The sequence below is a fragment of the Citrobacter sp. MNAZ 1397 genome (assembly GCF_023613995.1).
GTDB lineage: Bacteria > Pseudomonadota > Gammaproteobacteria > Enterobacterales > Enterobacteriaceae > Phytobacter > Phytobacter ursingii.
Genome location: NZ_JAKIVH010000003.1, coordinates 336,345 through 359,120, shown reverse-complemented (window position 1 = coordinate 359,120; position 22,776 = coordinate 336,345). Strand labels below are relative to the sequence as shown.

The 22,776-nt window shown below is 51.8% G+C and carries 21 protein-coding genes; 6 read left to right on the top strand and 15 right to left on the bottom strand.

The annotated features are described in order from the left end of the window. Nucleotides 1-14: 14 nt before the first annotated feature. From glgA to asd, 5 genes are all read right to left on the bottom strand, one after another. Entirely contained in the window at nucleotides 15-1,448 is a 1,434-nt protein-coding gene (gene glgA / locus L2097_RS18890) for a glycogen synthase GlgA (RefSeq protein WP_047372806.1), read from the bottom strand. A 91-nt stretch (nucleotides 1,449-1,539) separates the two neighbouring features. Beyond that, complete coding sequence (gene glgC / locus L2097_RS18885; protein ID WP_085006299.1) at nucleotides 1,540-2,826, bottom strand: glucose-1-phosphate adenylyltransferase; 1,287 nt, start codon at nucleotides 2,824-2,826, stop codon at nucleotides 1,540-1,542. Nucleotides 2,827-2,840: 14 nt separating this feature from the next. Beyond that, nucleotides 2,841-4,817, bottom strand: a complete 1,977-nt coding sequence (glgX, locus tag L2097_RS18880) for a glycogen debranching protein GlgX (RefSeq protein WP_250353489.1) — start codon at nucleotides 4,815-4,817, stop codon at nucleotides 2,841-2,843. Further along, the gene (gene glgB, locus L2097_RS18875) at nucleotides 4,817-7,000 is read right to left on the bottom strand and encodes a 1,4-alpha-glucan branching enzyme (protein ID WP_047372803.1); all 2,184 of its coding nucleotides are present in this window, start codon (nucleotides 6,998-7,000) and stop codon (nucleotides 4,817-4,819) included. The genes glgX and glgB overlap by 1 nt, the downstream gene beginning before the upstream one ends. A 262-nt stretch (nucleotides 7,001-7,262) precedes the next feature. After that, nucleotides 7,263-8,369 (bottom strand): aspartate-semialdehyde dehydrogenase, encoded by a 1,107-nt coding sequence (gene asd, locus L2097_RS18870; RefSeq protein WP_047372802.1) that lies wholly within the window; start codon nucleotides 8,367-8,369, stop codon nucleotides 7,263-7,265. A gap of 162 nt (nucleotides 8,370-8,531) precedes the next feature. Between asd and L2097_RS18865 the strand changes: the two genes are divergently transcribed. Further along, entirely contained in the window at nucleotides 8,532-9,125 is a 594-nt protein-coding gene (locus tag L2097_RS18865) for a YhgN family NAAT transporter (RefSeq protein ID WP_041851355.1), read from the top strand. A 228-nt stretch (nucleotides 9,126-9,353) separates the two neighbouring features. On the opposite strand, the gene gntU is transcribed toward L2097_RS18865, so the two are convergent. The 5 genes from gntU to L2097_RS18840 form a co-directional block, all read right to left on the bottom strand. Next, a complete protein-coding gene (gene gntU / locus L2097_RS18860) occupies nucleotides 9,354-10,694 on the bottom strand; it encodes a gluconate transporter (RefSeq protein WP_106672548.1) in 1,341 nt (446 codons plus the stop codon). A gap of 12 nt (nucleotides 10,695-10,706) precedes the next feature. Next, a complete protein-coding gene (gene gntK / locus L2097_RS18855; protein WP_250353488.1) occupies nucleotides 10,707-11,228 on the bottom strand; it encodes a gluconokinase in 522 nt (173 codons plus the stop codon). Nucleotides 11,229-11,364: 136 nt separating this feature from the next. Next, nucleotides 11,365-12,360, bottom strand: a complete 996-nt coding sequence (gene gntR / locus L2097_RS18850) for a gluconate operon transcriptional repressor GntR (RefSeq protein WP_047372799.1) — start codon at nucleotides 12,358-12,360, stop codon at nucleotides 11,365-11,367. Between the two features lie 102 nt (nucleotides 12,361-12,462). Further along, a complete protein-coding gene (locus tag L2097_RS18845) occupies nucleotides 12,463-13,158 on the bottom strand; it encodes a pirin family protein (RefSeq protein ID WP_047372798.1) in 696 nt (231 codons plus the stop codon). 123 nt (nucleotides 13,159-13,281) lie between these two features. Continuing rightward, complete coding sequence (locus L2097_RS18840) at nucleotides 13,282-14,319, bottom strand: oxidoreductase (RefSeq protein WP_250353487.1); 1,038 nt, start codon at nucleotides 14,317-14,319, stop codon at nucleotides 13,282-13,284. Between the two features lie 298 nt (nucleotides 14,320-14,617). Between L2097_RS18840 and L2097_RS18835 the strand changes: the two genes are divergently transcribed. The 4 genes from L2097_RS18835 (at nucleotide 14,618) to L2097_RS18820 (ending at nucleotide 17,429) form a co-directional block, all read left to right on the top strand. Beyond that, nucleotides 14,618-15,259, top strand: a complete 642-nt coding sequence (locus L2097_RS18835) for a polymer-forming cytoskeletal protein (protein WP_250353486.1) — start codon at nucleotides 14,618-14,620, stop codon at nucleotides 15,257-15,259. Between the two features lie 215 nt (nucleotides 15,260-15,474). Then, nucleotides 15,475-15,963: an N-acetyltransferase gene (yhhY, locus tag L2097_RS18830; protein WP_250353485.1), complete on the top strand. Its 489-nt coding sequence runs from the start codon at nucleotides 15,475-15,477 to the stop codon at nucleotides 15,961-15,963. 149 nt (nucleotides 15,964-16,112) lie between these two features. Then, nucleotides 16,113-16,592 (top strand): Hcp family type VI secretion system effector, encoded by a 480-nt coding sequence (locus L2097_RS18825; RefSeq protein ID WP_250353484.1) that lies wholly within the window; start codon nucleotides 16,113-16,115, stop codon nucleotides 16,590-16,592. Further along, on the top strand, nucleotides 16,593-17,429 hold the full coding sequence (locus L2097_RS18820) for a DUF4225 domain-containing protein (protein ID WP_250353483.1): 837 nt from the start codon (nucleotides 16,593-16,595) through the stop codon (nucleotides 17,427-17,429). Nucleotides 17,430-17,433: 4 nt separating this feature from the next. On the opposite strand, the gene L2097_RS18815 is transcribed toward L2097_RS18820, so the two are convergent. The 3 genes from L2097_RS18815 to ggt all read right to left on the bottom strand — a co-directional run bounded on the left by L2097_RS18815 (nucleotide 17,434) and on the right by ggt (nucleotide 20,394). Next, complete coding sequence (locus L2097_RS18815; RefSeq protein WP_250353482.1) at nucleotides 17,434-17,862, bottom strand: hypothetical protein; 429 nt, start codon at nucleotides 17,860-17,862, stop codon at nucleotides 17,434-17,436. Between the two features lie 161 nt (nucleotides 17,863-18,023). Further along, the gene (locus L2097_RS18810) at nucleotides 18,024-18,449 is read right to left on the bottom strand and encodes a hypothetical protein (RefSeq protein ID WP_250353481.1); all 426 of its coding nucleotides are present in this window, start codon (nucleotides 18,447-18,449) and stop codon (nucleotides 18,024-18,026) included. Between the two features lie 190 nt (nucleotides 18,450-18,639). Beyond that, entirely contained in the window at nucleotides 18,640-20,394 is a 1,755-nt protein-coding gene (ggt, locus tag L2097_RS18805; RefSeq protein WP_047372790.1) for a gamma-glutamyltransferase, read from the bottom strand. 121 nt (nucleotides 20,395-20,515) lie between these two features. Between ggt and L2097_RS18800 the strand changes: the two genes are divergently transcribed. Further along, complete coding sequence (locus tag L2097_RS18800; protein ID WP_250353524.1) at nucleotides 20,516-20,968, top strand: DUF2756 family protein; 453 nt, start codon at nucleotides 20,516-20,518, stop codon at nucleotides 20,966-20,968. On the opposite strand, the gene ugpQ is transcribed toward L2097_RS18800, so the two are convergent. Together ugpQ and L2097_RS18790 are read right to left on the bottom strand one after the other, a co-directional pair. Then, on the bottom strand, nucleotides 20,965-21,705 hold the full coding sequence (gene ugpQ, locus L2097_RS18795; RefSeq protein ID WP_085006309.1) for a glycerophosphodiester phosphodiesterase: 741 nt from the start codon (nucleotides 21,703-21,705) through the stop codon (nucleotides 20,965-20,967). The genes L2097_RS18800 and ugpQ overlap by 4 nt on opposite strands. Further along, nucleotides 21,702-22,775 carry a sn-glycerol-3-phosphate import ATP-binding protein UgpC gene (locus L2097_RS18790; protein WP_047372788.1) on the bottom strand — a complete coding sequence of 358 codons (1,074 nt, stop codon included), beginning with the start codon at nucleotides 22,773-22,775 and terminating at the stop codon, nucleotides 21,702-21,704. Before L2097_RS18790 ends, ugpQ begins: the two co-directional genes overlap by 4 nt. Between the last annotated feature and the right edge of the window lies 1 nt (nucleotide 22,776).

Sequence of the window (22,776 nt, the reverse complement as noted above, 5' to 3'; positions counted from 1 at the left end):
TGATTCCTGGAAAACTATTTCAACCGATAATAAAGATCGCGATAGGATTGCGCGGCGACCTGCCAGCTAAAATCCATGCCCATCGCCTGACGCTGAACAAAGCGCCAGAGAGAGGGACGGGACCACAACACGAAAGCACGCCGAATCGCGCGAAGCAGCGACCAGGCATTACTGTCTTCAAATACAAAACCACTGGCGATTCCATCTGCCAAATTCTCCAATGAGCTATCGGTCACGGTATCCGCCAGCCCGCCCGTGCGACGAACTAACGGCAACGTGCCGTACTTCAATCCATAAAGTTGCGTTAACCCACACGGCTCAAAACGGCTCGGGACCAGAATGACATCTGCCCCGCCCATAATGCGATGTGAAAACGCCTCGTGATACCCAATTTGCACGCCGACTTGCCCTGGATGCTCAGCGGCCGCCGCAAGGAAACCCTCCTGCAGAACCGGATCGCCCGCGCCAAGTAGCGCCAGTTGCCCGCCTTGCTCCAGCAAACCGGGTAATGCCTCCAGCACCAAATCCAACCCTTTCTGGCTGGTTAAGCGACTCACCACCGCGAAAAGCGGGGCTTTGTCGTTCACTTTCAGCCCCATAGCGATCTGTAGCTGGCGTTTGTTCTCCGCCTTTTCCTCCAGCGTATCCCGCGTATAACGCGAAGAGAGCAGCAGGTCTGTTGCCGGATCCCAAATTTTTTCATCCACGCCGTTCAGAATACCGGACAGACGCCCTTCAACCTGCCGCTGACGCAGCAAACCCTCCATGCCATAGGCAAACTGCGGCTCGGTAATTTCGCGCGCATACGTCGGGCTGACCGCCGTAATATGATCCGCGTAATACAGCCCCGCTTTCAGGAAAGAGATCTGTCCGTTGAATTCCAGCCCATGCATATTAAAGAACGACGATGGCAGCTGTATTTCACTCATATGTTGCGCGTAATACATCCCCTGATAAGCCAGGTTATGTACCGTGAACACCGACTTTGCCGGGCGCCCCTTCGCCGCCAGATAAGCGGGCGCCAACCCTGCATGCCAGTCATGGGCATGGACTATATCGGGTCGCCAGAACGGGTCCAGCCCGCTGGCCATCTCAGCGCCAACCCAGCCAAGCAAGGCGAAACGCAGTACGTTGTCGGTATAAGCAAAAAGATTAGTATCGTGGTACGGGCTCCCGGGACGATCGTAAAGATGCGGCGCATCGATTAAGTAGATCCCCACCCCGTTGAAATGTCCGAACAGCAATGAAATACGACCAGCGAATGTATCCCGCCGGGTGACCACTTGAGCGTCAGTCACACCGCGACGAACATCCGGGAATGCAGGCAGCAAAACGCGCGTATCAACGCCATCGGCAATTTGCGCCGCAGGCAATGCGCCAATAACATCAGCCAGACCACCGGTCTTCAGCAACGGAAACATCTCAGAACATACATGTAAAACCTGCATTATCGCTCCTGTCAAAACCGCTAACACTTAGCGGGCGCTAGCGGGAAAAACAGCGCGCGGACCCCTTCCGCGCAAGGTTATCTCGATGCTGTTACTCTTGTTGCAACTTACGCAGCATTTCGCGCGTCACCAGTACAATCCCCTCTTCGGAGCGGTAGAACCGACGGGCGTCTTCTTCGGCATTTTCACCAATGATCGTCCCTTCCGGGATGACACAGGCCCGGTCAATAACGCAACGCCGCAAGCGACAGGAGCGTCCGACCCAGACCTCCGGTAAAAGAACCGCAGAGTCGATATTGCAGAACGAGTTCACACGCACCCGTGAGAACAATACCGATTGCACCACTACCGATCCGGATATCACACATCCACCGGAAACCAGTGAGTTCAGCGTCATACCGTGACTTCCCGATCTGTCCTGAACAAATTTCGCCGGTGGTAAAGATTCATTATAGGTACGTATTGGCCAGTTACGGTCATACATGTCCAGTTCAGGTACAACTGATGCGAGATCGAGGTTTGCTTTCCAGTACGCTTCGAGGGTTCCAACGTCACGCCAGTAGGGTTCTGATTCAGGGTCCGAATGCACACAGGACAGTGGGAAGGGATGTGCATAAGCCATGCCAGACTTGGTTATCAGCGGGATGATATCTTTGCCGAAATCGTGACTGGAATTTTCATTCTTGTCGTCTTCTTCGAGCAACTCATAAAGGTACTCAGCGTCGAAAACATAAATTCCCATGCTGGCGAGCGATTTTGTGCTGTCATTCGGCATTGAAGGCGGGTTGGCGGGTTTTTCGACAAACTCAATAACTTTGTCGTTTTCATCCACCGCCATGACGCCAAACGCACTTGCCTCTTCAATGGGCACCGGCAGACAAGCCACGGTGCAACGCGCACCTTTTTCGACATGATCGATAAGCATGCGTGAATAGTCCTGCTTATAGATATGGTCGCCGGCCAGAATGACGATGTACTCCGCACCATAGCGGCGAATGATGTCGAGGTTCTGCGTAACCGCATCGGCGGTGCCGCGATACCAGCTCTCGCCATGCACACGCTGCTGAGCAGGCAACAGATCGACAAATTCGTTCATCTCTTCGTTGAAGAAGGACCAGCCACGCTGAATATGCTGCACCAGCGTGTGGGATTGATACTGCGTGATCACACCAATACGACGAATACCGGAGTTAATGCAGTTGGATAATGCGAAATCGATAATACGGAACTTACCGCCGAAGTGAACCGCGGGTTTGGCGCGTTTTTTTGTCAAATCTTTAAGGCGGGTCCCGCGCCCTCCCGCAAGTATCAGGGCTACAGATTTTAATGGCAGCTGGCGCGCTAACATTAAGGGATCGTTCTTATCTAATCTAACCATGACTAACTCCTTTTTTATGACCTTTCAAAGACGCATACTCCGTGCGCGGGCCCATGCCAGACAGCCATCACTACCGGATTATCCTCACCGGCAAACGGAGGAACAGCACGCCATTCCCCTTCTGGTAGCGCAATCTCTGCAACTTCATGCGTGCCGTTAATCGCCAGCAGTACACGATCGGACAGCAGAATTTGCAGACGGTGGACACCGCTTTGCCACTCCGCAACACTGAGAGGCTGCGCTTCCTTATTAAGCCAACGCACGTTGCCATCCCCCTCTTCCCACCATGCATCCCGGGTTAATGCGGGAATACGCTGGCGGAGGTGAATCAACGCGGCGGTAAATGCCATCAGCCCACTGTTAGCGTGTTGCCAGTCAAGCCAGGTCAACGCGTTGTCCTGACAGTAAGCGTTGTTATTACCGTGCTGGCTATGACCATGCTCGTCACCGGCCAGCAACATTGGTGTTCCCTGGGACAATAGCAGTGTTGTTAACAGGGCATGGACGCTTGCTCGCCTCCTTTCTGTTACATCAAAACTGCTACTTAGCCCTTCTATACCATGATTATTACTGTGGTTGTTGTTAGTACCGTCGCGATTTTCCTCACCATTCGCTTCGTTATGCTTATGGTTGAAACTCACGCAATCACGCAATGTGAACCCGTCATGCGCCGTCACCAGATTGACCGACGCATGGGGCAGACGCCCTTCGCGACGGAACATATCGCTGGATGCGGCAAAGCGCCCGGCAAACTCCCCAGGCGAGAGTGACTGCTCCAGCCAGAAACGGCGCGTTGCATCACGAAAATGATCATTCCATTCGGCAAACAACGGCGGAAAATTCCCCACCTGGTAACCGCCCCAGCCGATATCCCACGGTTCAGCGATAAGCTTCACCTGGGAGAGCAACGGACAGTTTTTGATTGCCTCAAACAACGGCGCCTGCTGGCTGAATGCCGGCGTGCGGCCCATAATCGTAGCCAAATCAAAACGAAAGCCGTCGATATGGAAAGTCTCTACCCAATATTTCAGGCAAGCGTATGCATAAGCCACGCCGCCTGTATGACTCAGGTTTAACGTATTGCCGCAACCGGTCCAGTTTTCGTAATCGCCGTCATCCCTGATCCAATAATAGCTACGGTTATCAATTCCGCGCAGGGAGAGGGTTGGCCCATCAAGGTCAATTTCAGCGCTGTGGTTCAGCACGATATCAAGGATGACCTCAATACCGTTTTGATGCAGTGACTTAACCGCATCACGCAACTCATTGATGGCCGACTCGGGAGAGGTGGCATAACGCGGGTCAAGCGCAAAGAGCGCCAGCGGGTTATAGCCCCAGTAGTTACTTAAACCCAGACGTTGCAGGCGCGGCTCACTGATAAAATGCGCCACCGGCATCAGCTCAAGCGCGGTGATACCCAGCGTTTTGAAGTAGTTGATCATTACCGGATGACCAAGGGCTTTATAGGTACCGCGAATCTCAGCGGGCAAATCCGGGTGCAGATACGTCAACCCTTTGACATGCGCTTCATAGATGACTGTATTACCCCATGGCGTGCGTGGCGCGGCATCATTCTCCCAGTCAAACGTGTCATCCACGACCACGCTTTTTGGCGCGATGGCCGCGCTGTCATGTGGATCAGGAGAATCATAGCCGCCGTGCAACAATGGGCTGTCTTTCACATCACCTTCGACACGGCGCGCACAGGGATCGAGAAGTAGCTTCGCCGGGTTAAAGCGATGCCCCTGACCAGGTTCCCACGGGCCGTGTACACGATAGCCATAACGCGTACCGGGCAACGCATTCGCCAGGAAACCGTGCCAGACATCGCCGCTACGGGCGGGTAAGTCAAAACGCTGTTCGTTGCCTTCGTCATCAAAAATGCACAGCTCCACTCGCTCCGCATGTGCCGAAAATAGCGTGAAATTCACGCCATTTTCCTCCACATGGGCTCCGAGTGGTGTCGCGTTGCCTGCGGTCAGCCTGGTCATCACCCCTCCCGCACAAACCAGACGGTTGCCAGCGGCGGAATCGTCACCGAGAGAGATTGCGCCCTGCCGTTCATCGGGATTTCATCACTGTGCACGCCACCGCCATTGCCGGTATTGCTGCCGTGATAGTGCATCGAATCCGTATTTAATTCTTCACGCCAGCGCCCCGGCTGGTTGATACCAAAGCGGTAGTTATGACGCGGTACGGGGGTGAAATTGCTGACAACAATGATTTCGTTCCCGGCTTTATCGCGACGCACAAAGACAAACACCGAGTTTTCATGGTCATCCACCACCAGCCATTCAAAGCCATACGGGTCAAAATCCAGCTCATGCAACGCTTTGTGATGACGGTAGACGTGGTTCATATCCCGCACCAGACGCTGCACGCCGTGGTGCCAGTTATCGCCCCCTTCAAGCAGATGCCAGTCGAGGCTACTGTCATGGTTCCACTCACGCCCCTGCGCAAATTCGTTACCCATAAACAGCAGTTTTTTACCGGGGAAAGCCCACATCCAGGCGTAGTAAGCACGCAGGTTGGCAAACTTCTGCCACGCATCGCCGGGCATACGGTCAAGAATAGATTTCTTGCCATGCACCACTTCATCATGGGACAGCGGCAACACGAAATTTTCCGTGTAGTTGTAGAGCATGCCAAAGGTGAGTTTGTCGTGATGGTGTTTGCGATAGACCGGATCGAGCTTCATGTAATCCAGCGTGTCGTGCATCCAGCCGAGATTCCACTTGTACCAGAAGCCCAGGCCGCCCAGCGAAGGCGGACGCGAGACGCCGGCAAAGTCGGTGGACTCTTCCGCCATACTCACCGCGCCAGGAACCTGCTCGCCAAGAATGCGGTTGGTGCTACGCAAAAACTCGATGGCTTCGAGATTTTCCCGCCCACCAAATTCGTTGGGGATCCACTCGCCTTGTTTACGACTGTAATCGCGGTAAATCATCGAGGCGACGGCATCCACGCGCAGGGCATCAATACCAAAACGCTCAACCCAGTAGAGCGCATTCCCCACCAGATAGTTGCTGACTTCACGGCGACCATAGTTATAAATCAGGGTATTCCAGTCCTGATGGTAACCTTCACGCGGATCGCTGTGTTCATAGAGCGCGGTGCCGTCAAATTCGGCCAGAGCAAAGTCATCGGACGGGAAATGACCTGGTACCCAGTCCAGAATCACATTCAACCCAGCGGCATGAGCCGCTTTGATAAAGTAGATAAAATCATCACGGGTGCCAAAACGGCGCGTCGGGGCATAGAGGCCCGTTGGCTGATAACCCCAGCTTCCGTCAAACGGATGCTCATTAACGGGCAGCAACTCCAGATGGGTAAAGCCCATCCATTTTGCATACGGCACCAGTTGGTCCGCCAGCTCACGGTAGCTCAGCCAGAAATTATTGTCCGTGTGGCGACGCCATGACCCCAGATGGACCTCGTAGATGGAGATGGGCGCATCAAATTCGTTGGCCTTTTTACGCTCTTGCGTCTGCGCTATCTTTTCCGGCAGATCGCAGATCATGGATGCTGTTTCCGGGCGCATCTGCGCTTCAAAAGCATAAGGATCAGATTTAATCCGCAGCTTGCCGTGCGCATCAATCATCTCAAATTTATAGAGCTGCCCATTGTGCGCACCCGGAATGAAAAGTTCCCAGATACCACTTTCACGGCGCAGGCGCATGGGATGGCGGCGACCATCCCAGTAGTTAAATTGCCCGACGACGGAAACCCGGCGGGCATTTGGCGCCCACACAGAGAAGCGGGTCCCGGTCACGCCGTCCATTGTATCTGCGTGAGCGCCCAGCGTTTCGTAAGGTCTCAGGTGGGTGCCTTCGGAAAGCAGCCAGGCGTCCATATCCTGAATCAATGGACCAAAGCGGTAAGGATCGTCGATAAGGTTCTGCTGCCCATGCCAGATAACGGCCAACTGGTAGCGAAAGGGGTTTTTGCGTCGCGGCAGAACGCCACTAAAGAAACCGCGTGAATCAAGGCAATCAAGATTGCCTACTTTGCGCCCGGTTTTGGGTTCAATAACCCAGACCTCGGTCGCGTCAGGTAATAATGCGCGGACTTCCAGCCCGGCTTCCGTCTGGTGCATGCCGAGGACGGAAAAGGGGTCTGCAAAATGGCCTTCAATGAGCGCATTAATCACGTCTCTATCTACAAAAACAGACATGGTTTAATCCTTGTTATTTATGTCACACCTTTCCCGGCAAGGTTATACGCCCAGCTGTGACATTTTTTTTGACCTGAACGGCGCAGCACATAATGTGCATCCTCTCTGCTCCGTCCTACCTTCAGGCAGAATGCGTAAACACCCCACTTAAAGCATAGCCAACGCTTTATCTGACTCCCGAGAAAAATATCAACATCTGCGTACACTCCGTTAATACGCAAAAAAAAGGGGTGACAAGCACCCCTTTTTAAACAAATTAAGATTATGCGAGCTGGCGTAATACGCGGCGTAGCGGCTCCGCTGCGCCCCACAGGAGCTGGTCCCCTACGGTAAATGCAGAGAGGAAGTCCGACCCCATATTCAGCTTACGCAGACGCCCTACAGGGGTGGTCAGCGTGCCTGTTACGGCAGCTGGCGTCAGTTCACGCATGGTGATTTCACGGTCGTTCGGTACCACTTTCGCCCATGGGTTATGGGCCGCCAGCAGCTCTTCGATGGTCGGGATAGACACATCTTTTTTCAATTTAATGGTAAATGCCTGGCTGTGGCAGCGCAGCGCGCCGACGCGAACACACAAGCCATCAACCGGAATTGTGGTGGTTGTCGCGAGAATTTTGTTGGTTTCAGCCTGGCCTTTCCACTCTTCACGGCTTTGACCGTTATCCAGCTGTTTGTCGATCCAGGGGATCAGGCTACCAGCCAGCGGCACGCCGAAGTTATCGACGGGCAGTTCGCCGCTGCGAGAGAGCTGGGTAACTTTACGTTCGATATCGAGGATGGCAGAAGCCGGGTCTGCCAGCTCAGCCGCCACGTGACCATGCAGTTGCCCCATTTGCGCCAGCAATTCACGCATATGACGCGCACCGCCGCCGGAAGCAGCCTGATAAGTCGCCACAGAAACCCATTCCACCAGATCGTTGGCGAACAGACCGCCCAGTGACATCAGCATCAGGCTGACAGTACAGTTGCCGCCCACGAAGGTTTTGATGCCTTTGTTCAGGCCGTCGGTAATCACCGCCTGGTTCACCGGGTCAAGAATAATGATGGCGTCATCTTTCATACGCAGGGAAGAGGCAGCATCGATCCAGTAACCCTGCCAACCGCTTTCACGAAGCTTTGGATAAATTTCGTTGGTATAATCGCCGCCCTGGCAGGTGACAATGATGTCGAGGGCCTTCAGTGCTTCCAGATCGAATGCGTCCTGCAACGTACCGGTAGACTTACCGCCGAACGTCGGGGCTGCCTGACCAAGCTGGGAAGTAGAGAAGAAGACCGGGCGAATGGCGTCGAAGTCGCGCTCTTCTACCATGCGTTGCATGAGTACGGAGCCGACCATTCCGCGCCAACCGATAAAACCAACATTTTTCATAGCGTATTTCCTGCGAAGGTGTGTGCTGTTAGTGCGAGCCAGTATCCAACTGGCGCTAATAGTCCACCTTACAAAATGCACGCAAAGTCGCAAGTGAAATTAATCAATGATGGGCAAGCCATCAGAAATACCGCTTATCAGCGGCAATATGGGTAATTGATAATGAGCGAAATCATTTCGGTGGCAGTGTTGTTGATCCTGATTATGGACCCTCTCGGGAACCTGCCGATTTTTATGTCAGTTCTTAAGCACACTGAGCCGAAGCGCCGCCGAAAAATCATGATTCGCGAGCTCCTCATCGCACTGGTGCTGATGTTGGTTTTCCTCTTCGCGGGCGAAAATATTCTGGCATTTCTCAACCTGCGCGCCGAAACCGTTTCGATTTCCGGCGGCATCATCCTGTTTCTGATCGCCATTAAAATGATTTTCCCCAGCGAGTCCGGCAGCAGTATGGGTCTGCCCGCAGGTGAAGAACCTTTTATTGTACCGCTTGCGGTTCCGCTGGTGGCCGGGCCGACACTGCTTGCCACCCTGATGCTGCTTTCACACCAGTACCCTAATCAGATGGGCCATCTGGTTATTGCATTGTTGATTGCCTGGGGCGGTACCGTGGCGATATTGCTGCAATCATCGCTGTTCCTGCGCCTGCTCGGTGAAAAAGGGGTGAACGCGCTTGAGCGTTTAATGGGACTGGTGCTGGTGATGCTCGCAACCCAGATGTTCCTGGATGGCATCCGCTTGTGGATGAAGGGTTAGCAAGGCAAAAAGCAAAACGGCGGCGGGAACAAAAGCAAAAAGGCAACACAAGTTGCCTTTTTTAGTGTTTGCTCCCTCTCCCCGTGGAGGTAAAAGCAAAACGGCAACCTTAGTTGCCGTTTTTGGTGTTTGCTCCCTCTCCCCGTGGGAGAGGGTTGGGGTGAGGGCATCAAACCGCACCGCTCCACAAGGGTGAGGGCATCAAACCGCACCTCTCCCTGCAATACCTTAACTCAACAACGTAAACGCAATCATCCCGACAATCGCACCCGTGGTGCCCAGAATCGTTTCCATTAAGGTCCAGGTTTTCAGCGTCTGCGCTTCGGTGGCGCCGGTAAATTTACCGAACAGCCAGAATCCCGCATCGTTCACGTGACTGACCACAATGGAACCACCCGCGATACAAATAGACAGGGCCGCCAGTTGCGCACCGGAAAAATGCAATTGTTCAATCACCGGCATGACCAGACCCACTGCGGTTAAACAGGCGACAGTCGCAGACCCCTGAATAATGCGCACCGCTGCGGCCAGCACAAAACAGGTCACCGCAATCGGCAGACCCATACCGGTCAACGCTTCACCTAATGCCGGGCCAACACCCGAATCCACCAGCACCTGCTTGAACACACCGCCAGCCCCAATCACCAGCAGGATGATACCCGCCGGCTGCAGTGCCTGACCGCAGATCTCCATGACCCGATCTTTTGCCATGCCCTGACGAATGGCCAGGCCATAAATCGCCACCAGGCACGCCACCAGAATCGCGGTGAACGGGTGACCGATAAACTCCAGCCAGTTGTAGAGATCTGAACCTTCTGCAACAAAACGCGCTGCGATAGTTTTCAGACCTACCAGCACCAGCGGCAGCAGAATCAGCGACAGGCTAAAGCCGAATGACGGCATTTTACCCTCGCCCAGATGCGGCTCAGTGACGTCGTCGGGGATATGCAGCTCAACATAGCGGCTGATAAAGTTGCCCCACAGCGGCCCGGCAATCAGCATTCCTGGAACGGCAGCGCACAGCCCAATCAGGATCATCCAGCCAAAGTCGGCGTGCATCTGCGAAGCCAGCAGCATCGGTGCAGGCCCCGGCAGCAGAAATGCTGCGGCCGCCGCTACACCCGCAAACAGCGGAATCACCAGCTTCACAAGGTTCGTACCGGTATGACGCGCCATAGAGAAGGCAACGCTAATCAGCAGCACGACCGCCACTTCAAAGAACAGCGGCAGCGCGCAAATCAGACCGGCCAGGCCAATCGCGAAATGCGCGCGGTTGTGACCAAATGATTTGAGCATCTTCACGGCTATCTGATCGACCGCGCCGGTCTCATGCAGAATTTTGCCGAACATCGCTCCCAAAGCCACCACAATGGCAAGGAAGCCCAGCGTCCCACCCATCCCTTTTTCCATCGTCGCCGCAATCTTGATTAACGGCATACCGGAAAAAAGTCCTGCACCAATAGAAACCACCATCAAAGCAACGAAAGCATGCATACGCGCTTTCATCACTAAAAACAGCAGCAGCAACACAGAGCCAACTGCTGTTAAAACAAGCGTCAATGTACTCACAACGAACTGCCTTTATTTGTTAATCACTTCAATCGTGCTGGCGACAACACCGTCCAGTGGCTGGTCAATATCGACGATCAACACGTCGCGCTCATCCGCACCCGGCTCTTCCAGGGCTTCAAACTGGGTCACCAGCATTTGCGTTTTAAAGAAGTGTCCTTTACGCGCTTTCAGGCGGCTTTCGATAACATCGAAGTCCCCTTTCAGGTAGATAAAGGAGAGGTTAGGGTTACCATCACGGAGCAGGTCGCGGTAACGCTTTTTCAGCGCCGAACAGACAATCAGCGACACTTTGTTGGTACGCTGCATTGCAAAGGCCGCATCGTTGAGCGCCTGCAACCAGGGTTCGCGGTCATCGTCATTCAACGGCTCGCCTGCGGCCATTTTCATGATATTAGCGCGTGGATGAAGGAAGTCGCCGTCAAGAAACGCGGCATGGAGTTGATGCGCCACTTCACTGGCGACGGCGGATTTACCACTGCCAGATACGCCCATCAGGACATAGACGTGGTGATCATGGTTAGTCGTGCTCAAAGCGTAGCTCCCACAGGTACAAAGTGAATTGTTACGGGTAACAGTTATCGGTAACATTGTCCTGCCGGGATAATGGATAAGCAATAACCATTCGTGCCAGAAGTGAATAAGTGTGAGCTACTTCAAATTTGTCAGACTAAATAGATCCACCCGGTGACAATGTGAAACCTAAATCTAACAATTTTGGCGTAACAGATTCACCACGAATGCGCGCCAGCAGGCGTTCTGCGCCAATACGCCCCATGCGTTCACGCGGCGTAAGCACGCTCGCAAGACGCGGCTCCATTACCTGGCCAATGTCGTGACCGTGGAACCCGGCGATCGCCATATCATCAGGAATTTTGAGTCCCAGACGCTGGCATTCGAACGCCGCGCCGACCGCCAGGTCGTCGTTGGTACAAAAAATTCCGTCCAGTTGCGAGTATTCGCGACGCGCCTGCCGCATGAGCTCAATGCCCGCGGTATAGGAGGAGGACTGTTCTACCATCACGCTGTATGGCGTCAGACCCGCATCAAGCATCGCCTGCTCATACCCCTTCTGTTTGATAATAGTACGTTCGTCGAGACGTGCGCCCAGGTAGGCCACCCGGCGATGACCACGTTCAATAATGGCTGCCGTCATCTGCCGTGCCGCTTCAAAGTTGTCGAAGCCAACGGCGATATCCAGACAAGGCGATTTGCTGTCCATCAGTTCAACCACCGGGATACCGGCCACTTCAATCATTTTCAGCGTGCGAGGGGTATGCGTACGTTCAGTAAGGATAAGACCGTCGATATTCCATGACAGCATGGATTCAAGCCGCTCTTCTTCCAGTTCAGGTTTATAGCCAAAGTGTGCCAGCATGGTTTGATAGCCAAACGCATCCGTCACGCTTTCGATACCGCGCAGAACCTCTGCGAAAACCTGGTTAGTTAAAGAGGGAAGCAGCACGCCAACCGCACGGCTGGTGGCATTGGAGAGGATATCCGGAGCCCGATTCGGAATGTAGCCCAGTTCATCAAGTGCAGCCGCTATTTTAGACCGAAGCGCCACGGAGACCTGCTCCGGGTTGCGTAAAAATCGGCTGACCGTCATTTTGGTCACGCCAACGCGATCGGCCACATCCTGAAGTACGGGTCTTTTCTTTTTCATCGTCCTGAATTGATAAACGGGGAAACATCAGGCCAGTTTATCACGGACAAAGCGCAACCTTCTGGTGTTAACCGGAAGGTTGCGTCATTTATTTAAGCCCGATCAAACTGGCGGCAGGTCGAAGAGTAAAATTTCGCTGTCGCTATCGGCATGAATGGACAGAGCCTGCTCGTCCCAGATAGCCAGGCCATCGCTGGTGGTCGCTTTCGTTCCGTTAATGGAAACCTCGCCTTTCACCACCTGAATCCAGATTTTGCGGTCTGCTGAAACCTGATACACAGACTGCTCATCTTTCAACAGCGCCCAGCGATAAAGCTCCATGTCCTGATGCACTTTCAGCGAACCATCACGCGCGTCCGGCGACAGAACCAGTTGGCGGCCCTGCGTTGCATCAAAGCGACGCTGTTCATAACGCGGCGTGATGCCATTTTCTTGCGGAATAATCCAGATCTGGTACAGACGCAGCGGTTCAGTAGCGCTCGGGTTGTACTCTGAGTGCCGCACGCCAGTACCTGCGCTCATTATCTGGAATTCGCCTGCCGGGACCTGCTCTTTATTGCCCATGCTGTCCTGATGTTCAACCGCGCCTTGCAGTACATATGTCAGGATTTCCATATCTTTATGGGGATGAGTACCAAACCCCTGCCCGGCGTCAATCACGTCGTCATTAATCACGCGCAGTGCAGAAAAACCCATAAAGTTTGCATCGTAATAGTTGGCAAACGAAAAGGTATGCCAGGAGTCCAGCCAGCCATGATTTGCATGGCCACGGTCGTTTGCTTTGCGTAAGTAAATCATGTTTTCACCCTCATGTTCGTTTCGATGGGGTAAGTGTGGACCCGATCGCTGACCAATCATAGAGGGTGAAAATTGACTCCTCTGTTCAAAAATTATGAATGACTTCCGATAGCGGAAGACCGCTCATTTTGCGAGGGTTACCGTCGCGGGAGAGGCCTGTTCAAAGGCACGCTCCAGGATCTCCAGGTTGGTCAGAACATCAGATTCCTTGACGTAATTATCCGCCCCGGCAGTCAATGTGGCATAGAGCGCATCATAGACCCGGCCATAGTCACCGATTTCCGGTTTCAGTTCCTCACGCACCGTTTCACCTGCGTCATTCACATACTCCAGCACACCGACACTGTCATCTGCCGCAAACCCCGCATCGCCGGGCATGATATTGGCCTTCAGGCTGGTCTCCTGCTGGTCGATGCCGTACTTGATGAATGATCCTTTGCGGCCATGGACAATAAACTTCGGATAGTCGATTTTGACCAGGTAGCTGGTTTTCACGATAGCTTTCAGGTCGCCATAAAAGAGCTGAGCTTCAAAGGTATCATCCGGATTGGCCTTGTTACGCAGGCTACGAATGTCATATGCCACATGGTCCGGGCGACCAAACAGTGAAATAATTTGATCCATCGTATGCACGCCAAGGCCATAGAACGACCCGTCCTGCGGCAGACCCGGTTTCGTTTCTGCAACCGGGCGGTAGTAATCAAAATGGCTCTCTACTTCAACGATTTCGCCTAACTTGCCGCTTTCAATGGCTTTTTTGGCCGTCAAAAAACAGGAGTCAAAGCGGCGATTCTGATACGGCGTAACGATCAGACCTTTACTTTTCGCCAGTTCAAAGAGAGTCACTGCTTCGGCAATCGTCGGTGTAAATGGCTTCTCAACCAGCACATTTTTCCCGGCTTCCAGCGCCCGTTTCGCATACTCAAAATGGCTGTCCGCGTGGGTACAAACGATGACCAGCCTGACCTGCGGATCATTAAGAACCTCATCAAGATCGCTGGTGAAGTGAATGTGCTGATACTGCGGCTGCTGTTCTTCCGGTTTCGCATGGCGGCGAAAGATATGCGCCACATGCCAGGTATCTTTGCGATTGAGAACGTAAGGGAGGTGGTAGCGGGTGGTACTTTTACCAAAGCCGATAAATGCGCAATGCAGAGTCATAATGCTGTCCTTGTTTAGCGTCGCAGCCTTAAACCTTAGCGCAAGACGCCCACGGATAAAAACCGCCGCCATCAATGAACAAGATATTCAGCCACAGCATTGCAACCTTACCATCTATATTCTGGAATTATAAAAGCAGAATAAACAATCACTTCCATTCTTAAAATCCCCTACCACATCTTGATCTCTTCGCCCAAATTGCTGATAAAAGTGCCGCGAAAAGCAGGATGTTTCTCGCGATAACAGGTCAGCCACGCATGGCGCTGACTGCAATAGAAAGCGGCCCAGGGAATTATGCATGGACAGAAAATATCTCCTGCTAAACATCACCCTTCTGGTCTGGTTGTTTGCGCTGTTGGCATGGTGCGTTGGTGCATCAACGCTGGCAAAAAGCGCAGGACTGCTGGCTTTTGCCTTCTTTAGCGCTTTTATCCTCAGAGGATTAATAACAGGTATGTTCAAAAAACATAAAAACAGCGAAAACCAGGGCGCAATCGTCACCACGCCCTCCCCCGATAATCAACATCCGGCGCAGAAAGAGACTCGTACGGTGATCGCCAGCGATGTTCACCTTGAAGGCAATATCACCTCATCCAGCCCGGTTTATGTTTATGGCAGCGTACGGGGAGATATCAACGTAAAAGAGAGTCTGGTCAACGTCATGCGTGAAGGACGGGTTGATGGGAATATTAACTGTCAGGAACTGATTATCGACGGCACAGTGACCGGTCAGTGTACGGGTGATGCGGTAGATATTGCCGAAAACGGTACGTTAACCGGCACGCTCGCCTATCACTCGCTGAGCGTAAAGCAGGGTGGCACCTTTACCGGCCAGGCAGAACTGCGTGCCCCACGGCATGAACAGACGAACGTTGTGGGGCTGGTACTCGACGCCACTACGGATAGTGCAAGCAAAAAGGTTGAGGAAAAACGCAGGTAAAAAAAAAGCCAGCACCCGGCTGGCTAAGAAATACTGGAAGCAATGTGAGCAATGTCGTGCTTTCAGGATTACCGTATCGGTTTCCCTGAACGCATGGCAATAATAATCATTATCATTCGCACTTGTCTACCCCTTTTTGCAAAAAATGGCAGTTGACGCACTTTGCAAAGTCCATGATGTTGAAGAGGCAACTTCACCAACAGAGGAAAAAAGGAATGAGTGACATTGTGATACGCCATATTGAAGCCAGCGATGCAGAAGCATTACGCCACATCAATTCACATCCTGGGGTGTATCACGACACGCTACAAATTCCTCATCCTTCTATGGCAATGTGGCAAGAAAGGGCCGCCGTCAAACCAGGCCGACGCCACCTCGTCGCCTGTATTGATAAAGAGGTCGTCGGACACCTGGCTCTGGATATCATGGAAAACCCCCGGCGCGGCCACGTTGCCACTTTTGGTATTGGTGTTTCAGCCGAAAAACAGGGGCGCGGCGTTGGCAGTGCGTTGATGCATGAAATGGTCAATCTGTGCGACAACTGGCTGCGAATAGAACGTATTGAACTGACCGTTTTCGTTGATAATGCCCCGGCGCTAACGCTGTATCAGAAGTTCGGTTTTGAAATTGAAGGCACCGGAAAGCATTTCGCCCTGCGCAATGGCGAGTATGTTGATGCCTATTTTATGGCGCGGATAAAATAATCCCTTTCTCTCTCTTTTGAAAAAGAGAGAGAAAATTTTTTAGGTACATAAATATTATTTATAAATCTATTCATAAAATAAATGTTTAATCTGTTCTGGACACGGCGCCAATAAAAAGAGTAAATAAATATTTTTAGCAGGAGGCTAAAATGGCAAACATTATTTATCTTTCTCTTCAGGGCTCGCAGCAAGGATTGATTTCCGAAGGGTGTTCAACACAGAAATCCATTGGCAATAGTTATCAATTGATGCACGCGGATGAAATCTTCATCTATGAATTAATCAGCGAGATAACGCGTGAACAAAATGTATTAATGCAGCCAGTTGAAATCAGAAAGCCTATCGATAAGTCCACGCCACTGTTAGCCAATGCCATAAGTAAAAATGAAGAGCTTGAATGCCTTTTTAATTTTTATCGTTCAGGCCGTGGCGGAGGCATGGAACATTATTTCCAACTAAAACTTATCAAAGCAAAAATAAATCATATTCGTTTTTATTATCCTAATTCCCTCACCCATAATGACAGCCAACCTCAGGAGAGCGTCTCCTTTGTCTATGAATCGGTGGTATGGGAGCATGTTGCTGCAGGGACAAGCGCATGGAGCCTCTGGGAAGAAAGGATATTTTAAATGGGAACAGCAGCGATCAGTTATTTAAGGCGGGATCTGGAACAGTACGCGTTAGCGCTTCGCCGTGTAGCAAACCTGGCCTCGGTATTTTTTATAGATTCATCGATATCAAGAATGGATTATATTCAGGAGATCGAAAATGTCATCATCGATATCACTCGTCGATTTAACAGTACCTTTGATATAAATGAACGAATCAGGTTAATCAATGAGCTTAAGTTTGAGTTCGAGTTAGCTGAAAAAGAGTATCAGAGCCTGCGGCGAGGCGATTATCACAAGTATATCATCACCGATATATTTGAGGATCAAGGTATCTTAAAATACGCTAAGATAGCCGGAGGGGTTGTTTCCGGCGTGGGGCAGATTTTTGGTGCGCGGGGTGTTTACAAGTTTGGCAATACGGTCCATTCTAAACGAATAAAAGGCATAAGCGTGGTGATAGCTGGGCATGGTTTAAATAATATTTATGAAAGTATTACGCCTTTACTCTACGATCAACAGAAGCCATGGATAATACGTAAGACCTATCGTTTTATTGCCCAAAAAATGGGCTATGATATCGATGAAGGCGACCTTGCTTATAGCTCAGTAGACTTTGCCGTTACCGCCTATGCAGCCTATTCCGGCATGAAAATCGTGCCCAATAAAAACTCGCTGGCGTTACGCTCCTGGGGAGACAAGCCCGGAACCGGACGGCTTTATAAAGCCGTTTCGCAGGACTTCAGAAACGCATTCTCATTAAAACCAACGCCATTGAAAATTTATCAGGTTGGCGACTCGTTGAGAAAATTTAAGGCCACCTTTATCGATGATGAATATCGATATGGAAAGCCTTAATTGACTATATGGACCAGTTGATTTCCCAGTCATCAGGTAGCCTTTTCGGTACCGGAATTTTATACCTTAAGCATTTCGCTCTGATTAATGACATTTTAAAAATAAGCATAGCCGGAAACCTGGTTTGTCTGAAGTCGGAATATAAGCAGCAAAGAATAACTATCATAAATGTAATCGCAGTACAAATCAGACCTTTCAATACTTCATCCTGAAAAAAAGCAGAGATAAAGAAGATAAACCCTAGCGATGAAAACATTAAATTACCACTTGAACAAAACTCTGCAAGACTCAGAATAACAAAGGGTAAATGCTCCCTTTCATTTTGGTGCCTTGTCGCCGCCCGCGCATTTTTCCGCATCTGTAAATATCTGTTTTTAAGATAGAAAAGATCCTTTTTAGTTAAAACGGATAAAATCACCTGATTAGCGTCCATGTACATTCTCCTGGCCTGTCCTTTTGCTGATGCTTAATACAGTTTAAAAAAAGCATCTTCGTTGAAACCAACACCTGAATTTATTTCAGACTAACGCCTCGCGGCAAAAACTTAAAGCAACATTCTAAAAGGCGAATATCGACTTAAAAAGCCTTTTCCCACTATATTGGATAAATTTCCCAGTCATCAGGGAGTCTTTGCGGAACCGGAATTTTATAGTTTAGACATTTAATTCTAATTAATAGCATTTTAAAAATAAGCATAGCCGGAAACCTCGTCAGCCTGACTTCGGCATATAAAAAGGCAAGAATCGATAGTATTAATGTGATCCCGGCAATAATAAGACTCTTTAAGACTTCATCATGAAAAACAGCATTGGCTGTGATGGAAATAATCGCTACTAAAAACAGAAGCTTAATACTTGAACAAAAATCCGCAAGGCTCAGAATAACAAAGGGTAAATGTTCTCGTTCGTTTCGGCATCCTGTCGCCGCCCGCGCATTTTTCCGCATCTGTAAATATCTGTTTTTAAGATAGAAAAGGTCATGCTTAGTTAAAACGGATAAAATCACCTGATTAGCGTCCATGTATATTCTCCTGGCCTGTCCTTGGTGCGCATGTTTAAAACATGGCTAATCCGACCTAACCATCATTGAAACAAAAACGCTAATTCCCTGCAAGGGAATATACTTCGTTGATACAACTAAGAATATTTCAGGCTGGCTGTGAATTCATTCATATAATAAATGGCCCTTTCCCATAAAAGGGCCATTTCGCTTAATACCCCGCCGTTAAATCATCCACCGTACGTGGGTCAGACGCACCATACAGCGTGCCGTCCGGGCCAACCATAATGCTCTGCGTGCTGCCCATCGCCTCTTTCACGGCAACCTTTTGCCCTTTCTGCTCAAGCAGCTTGAGAGTATCCGGGCTAAAGCCTTTTTCGACGCGCAGTTCATCCGGCAGCCACTGATGATGGAAGCGCGGTGCATTGGTCGCTTCGGCGACGTTCATCCCAAAATCGATGCTGTTTACTACAATTTGCAGCACTGTTGTGATGATTCGACTACCACCAGGGCTGCCTGTGACCAGCCATGTTTTTCCGTCTTTCACTACGATAGTCGGCGACATAGAAGAGAGAGGACGTTTGCCCGGCCCTACCGCATTTGCATCGCCCCCCACCAGTCCATACACATTCGGAACACCCGGTTTGGCAGAGAAGTCGTCCATTTCGTTGTTCATCAGGATGCCGGTATTCCCCGCCACAATCCCGCTGCCAAAGGTGGTGTTGAGGGTGTAGGTCACCGCAACGGCATTCCCGTCTTTATCCACCACTGAATAGTGTGTCGTCTGGTTACTCTCGTAGGGCTCAAGCTTGCCCGGACGAATCTGGCTCGATGGCTTCGCTTTGTTGACGTCAATTTGCTGGGCCAGCGATTTTGCATAATCCTTGTTGGTCAACGCCTGCCAGGGCACCTTCACAAAATCCGGGTCGCCAAGATATTCAGACCTGTCGGCATAGGCGTACTTTTCTGCCTCAGCCATCACCTGCAAAGTATCCGCGCTGCCGAAGCCATATTTTGCGAGATCAAAGTTCTCAAGAATATTGAGGATCTGCACAATATGGATCCCCCCGGAAGAAGGCGGCGGCATGGAGAAAATCTGGTAGCCGCGGTAGTCACCGCTGATCGGTATGCGCTCAACGGCTTTATAATTAGCCAGATCTTCTTTCGTGATTAGGCCGCCGTTTTTGCTCATCTCCTGGGCAATCTGATCGGCAATCGCCCCTTTATAGAATGCATCCGGCCCTTTTTCGGCAATCATCTCCAGACTCTTTGCCAGATTAGCCTGAATCAGTTTGTCGCCTTTTTTCAGCGGTTCGCCATCTTTCCAGAAGATAGCTTTGCTGTTTTCATGATTTGGCAGTACTTCACTGCCATAGGTTTTGAGATCGTCAGCCAGCGCGTCATTCACTACGAAGCCCTGCTTCGCCAGCTTAATCGCGGGTTGTACGACTTTATTCAGCGGCAATGTGCCATATTTTTCCAGCGCCAGCGCAAAGCCCGCCACGGTGCCAGGCGTACCGGAAGCTAAGTGTGACGTGAGAGATTTTTTGCTGTCCGGGTTGCCCTGGTCGTCAAGAAACATATCGCGCGTTGCGGCTGCCGGGGCCATTTCACGAAAATCAATAGCCGTCGTTTTGCCGTCTTTAGTGCGGATCATCATAAACCCGCCGCCACCAAGATTACCGGCCTGCGGGTGCGTCACGGCCAGCGCATAGCCAACCGCCACAGCCGCATCCACGGCGTTGCCCCCCTGCTTAAGGATATCGACACCAACGCGAGTGGCGGTTTCGTCAACGGACGCCACCATCCCCTGCTTCGCACGAACCGGATGAAAGACATCCGCCTCAACGCCATATGACACCGGAGCCGGGGCCGCCACGGGCGGAGGTGCCGCCGCAACGCTAAAACATCCTCCCGCCATCAGAGCGGCTATCGCCACCCAACGCGCAAACTTCTGTTTCATCATCGTCGTTCTCCTGAGAAGGGGCAACAGTCCCCGCTTAAGCCTGGTTCAGAACTCCTAAAAGATCATCGTAATGCATGAAACGGAGTAAACTTAAAGGAAGCCTCAGAAGGAGGAGAAGATGATGAAACGACTATTTATTCTGGCCGCATTCTTGCCATTGACCGCTTTCGCACAGCCGCTCAACACCACCAATAACCCGAATCAGCCGGGTTACCAGATACCGAGTCAGCAGCGAATGCAGACGCAAATGCTCAATCAGCAACAGCAGCAAAAAGGGATGTTAAATCAGAATTTGCAGACGCAGACCCGCCTGCAACAGCAGCATCTGGAAGCGCAGATTAATAATAATTCCCAGCGGGTAAGGCAGGCACAGCCGGGGGAGCTCGATCCGAATACCCAGCAAATACTCCCCAATACCAACGGCGGCATGTTGAACCAAAGCGCTAACAATGATGCGACACTGGGCCAGCAGCAACATATGCTGCCCGCAAACCAGACAGGCAGCAGCATGCTGAATGAAAGCCATGTCAGCACGCCGCAAGCCAATATACCGCTTAAAACCGTTGCGCCTTAAGGCTGAAAATCTGGCCCGATGACGGCAATATTGTCAGTACAGATGCAATCAACGCCCCAGCGTAGCAACTCGGATGCGCGCTGCGGGCGGTTGACGGTATAAACCAGAATGCGTAATCCAGCGTCCCGCAGCATATCCACTCGTTCTTCATCCAGAAGCGTGTGATTAAGATGGATGGAAAAACACTCCAGACGGCTGGTCAGTTCCCGCCAGTCGTCGCGCCATTCATCCAGCAGCAACCCACGCGGTAATTCTGGGGCTGCCGCCATTGCCGCTTCCAGCGCATCGACTTCAAACGACGACAGCAACGGTGTCGGCATATCAGCCCAGAGTTCACGCGCGGCTAACGCCACCACTTTACCCGTCAGCGGGCCAGTGCCGGTCGTCGGTTTAATTTCGATGTTGGCCATCATGCCGTACTGACGGCAACGGTCGGCAACTTGCGACAGCAGCGGCAACGGTTCGTCTTTGAATTCGCCGCTAAACCAGCCACCCGCATCAACTTTCAGCAGATCGCTCCATTCCAGCTCCCCGGCAATACCCCAGCCGTTGCTGGTACGTTCGAGATTATCGTCATGCAGCAGAAAAATATGCCCGTCTTTCGACAACTTCGCATCGAATTCGATCATCGTGTGACCATAGCGGGCACCCACATCAATGGCCGCCAGGGTGTTTTCCGGGGCGAGTTTACCACCGCCACGATGGGCGGCGACGTGGGGGTAAGGCCAGTTACTCATACACGTTGTCCTGTTTCACCGTCAAAAAGGTGCAGGTGATTCTCCGGCAAATGCAGCCACAACGTGCTGCCCTGCTGCGGCCTGTCCTGATGTGCAAGACGCACCACCAGCTTGTGATCGCCCCAGCGACCATGAGCCAGATTGTCTGCACCAAGCATCTCAAGCGTATCCATCACCAGCGGTACGCCACCTGCGGACTGAGAGCTTAACGCAATATGTTCCGGGCGGATACCCAGCGTCATTTTACGTCCGGCATAACCCCGGTAATACCAGTTAATGGGCAGAGCCATCCCGCTTTCTAACTCAAAATGGGTGCCGGTGCTGCTGATACGCCCATCAAGCAGGTTCATGGCCGGGCTGCCGATAAAGCTCGCCACAAAGCGGCTGGCCGGTTTTTCATACACCTCAACAGGCGTGCCGATCTGTTCCGCCACGCCTTTATTCATCACCATAACACGCTGCGCCAGCGTCATTGCCTCTACCTGGTCGTGGGTTACGTAGAGCGAGGTCGTTTTCAGGCGACGATGTAAATGCTGTAATTCGAGCCGCATCTGGACGCGTAGTTTCGCGTCCAGGTTTGATAACGGTTCATCAAACAGGAACACCGCCGGATCGCGCACAATGGCACGCCCCATCGCCACACGCTGGCGCTGACCGCCGGATAACTCGCGCGGGCGGCGCTTTAACAGACCATCGAGCTCCAGAATACGGGCCGCCTCTTTCACGCGTTCGGCAATGTGCTCTTTACCCATGCCGCGAATTTTCAGCCCCCAGGCCATGTTCTCTTCCACGCTCATATGCGGGTAGAGCGCATAGTTCTGGAACACCATCGCAATACCGCGATCTTTCGGTTCTGTTTCTGTTACGCGCTGGCTATCAATCCAGATATCGCCTGTACTGACGCGCTCAAGGCCGGCGACCATGCGGAGCAGCGTCGACTTTCCGCAACCGGATGGCCCAACCATCACAATAAATTCGCCGTCTGCCACATCCAGCGTCAACGGCTGAATAACCTGCGTTTTGCCGTTATCCCAGCTCTTGGTTACGGCCTGTAGTTTTAATCCTGCCATC

Coding starts and splice junctions, on each gene's coding strand:
- glgC (WP_085006299.1), bottom strand. CDS start 2,826: ATGGTTAGATTAGATAAGAACGATCCCTTAATGTTAGCGCGCCAGCTG.
- glgB (WP_047372803.1), bottom strand. CDS start 7,000: ATGTCTGTTTTTGTAGATAGAGACGTGATTAATGCGCTCATTGAAGGC.
- glgX (WP_250353489.1), bottom strand. CDS start 4,817: ATGACCAGGCTGACCGCAGGCAACGCGACACCACTCGGAGCCCATGTG.
- L2097_RS18790 (WP_047372788.1), bottom strand. CDS start 22,775: ATGGCAGGATTAAAACTACAGGCCGTAACCAAGAGCTGGGATAACGGC.
- L2097_RS18845 (WP_047372798.1), bottom strand. CDS start 13,158: ATGATTTACTTACGCAAAGCAAACGACCGTGGCCATGCAAATCATGGC.
- L2097_RS18815 (WP_250353482.1), bottom strand. CDS start 17,862: ATGGACGCTAATCAGGTGATTTTATCCGTTTTAACTAAAAAGGATCTT.
- L2097_RS18865 (WP_041851355.1), top strand. CDS start 8,532: ATGAGCGAAATCATTTCGGTGGCAGTGTTGTTGATCCTGATTATGGAC.
- asd (WP_047372802.1), bottom strand. CDS start 8,369: ATGAAAAATGTTGGTTTTATCGGTTGGCGCGGAATGGTCGGCTCCGTA.
- gntR (WP_047372799.1), bottom strand. CDS start 12,360: ATGAAAAAGAAAAGACCCGTACTTCAGGATGTGGCCGATCGCGTTGGC.
- L2097_RS18825 (WP_250353484.1), top strand. CDS start 16,113: ATGGCAAACATTATTTATCTTTCTCTTCAGGGCTCGCAGCAAGGATTG.
- L2097_RS18800 (WP_250353524.1), top strand. CDS start 20,516: ATGAAACGACTATTTATTCTGGCCGCATTCTTGCCATTGACCGCTTTC.
- glgA (WP_047372806.1), bottom strand. CDS start 1,448: ATGCAGGTTTTACATGTATGTTCTGAGATGTTTCCGTTGCTGAAGACC.
- ugpQ (WP_085006309.1), bottom strand. CDS start 21,705: ATGAGTAACTGGCCTTACCCCCACGTCGCCGCCCATCGTGGCGGTGGT.
- ggt (WP_047372790.1), bottom strand. CDS start 20,394: ATGATGAAACAGAAGTTTGCGCGTTGGGTGGCGATAGCCGCTCTGATG.
- L2097_RS18840 (WP_250353487.1), bottom strand. CDS start 14,319: ATGACTCTGCATTGCGCATTTATCGGCTTTGGTAAAAGTACCACCCGC.
- L2097_RS18835 (WP_250353486.1), top strand. CDS start 14,618: ATGGACAGAAAATATCTCCTGCTAAACATCACCCTTCTGGTCTGGTTG.
- yhhY (WP_250353485.1), top strand. CDS start 15,475: ATGAGTGACATTGTGATACGCCATATTGAAGCCAGCGATGCAGAAGCA.
- L2097_RS18820 (WP_250353483.1), top strand. CDS start 16,593: ATGGGAACAGCAGCGATCAGTTATTTAAGGCGGGATCTGGAACAGTAC.
- L2097_RS18810 (WP_250353481.1), bottom strand. CDS start 18,449: ATGGACGCTAATCAGGTGATTTTATCCGTTTTAACTAAGCATGACCTT.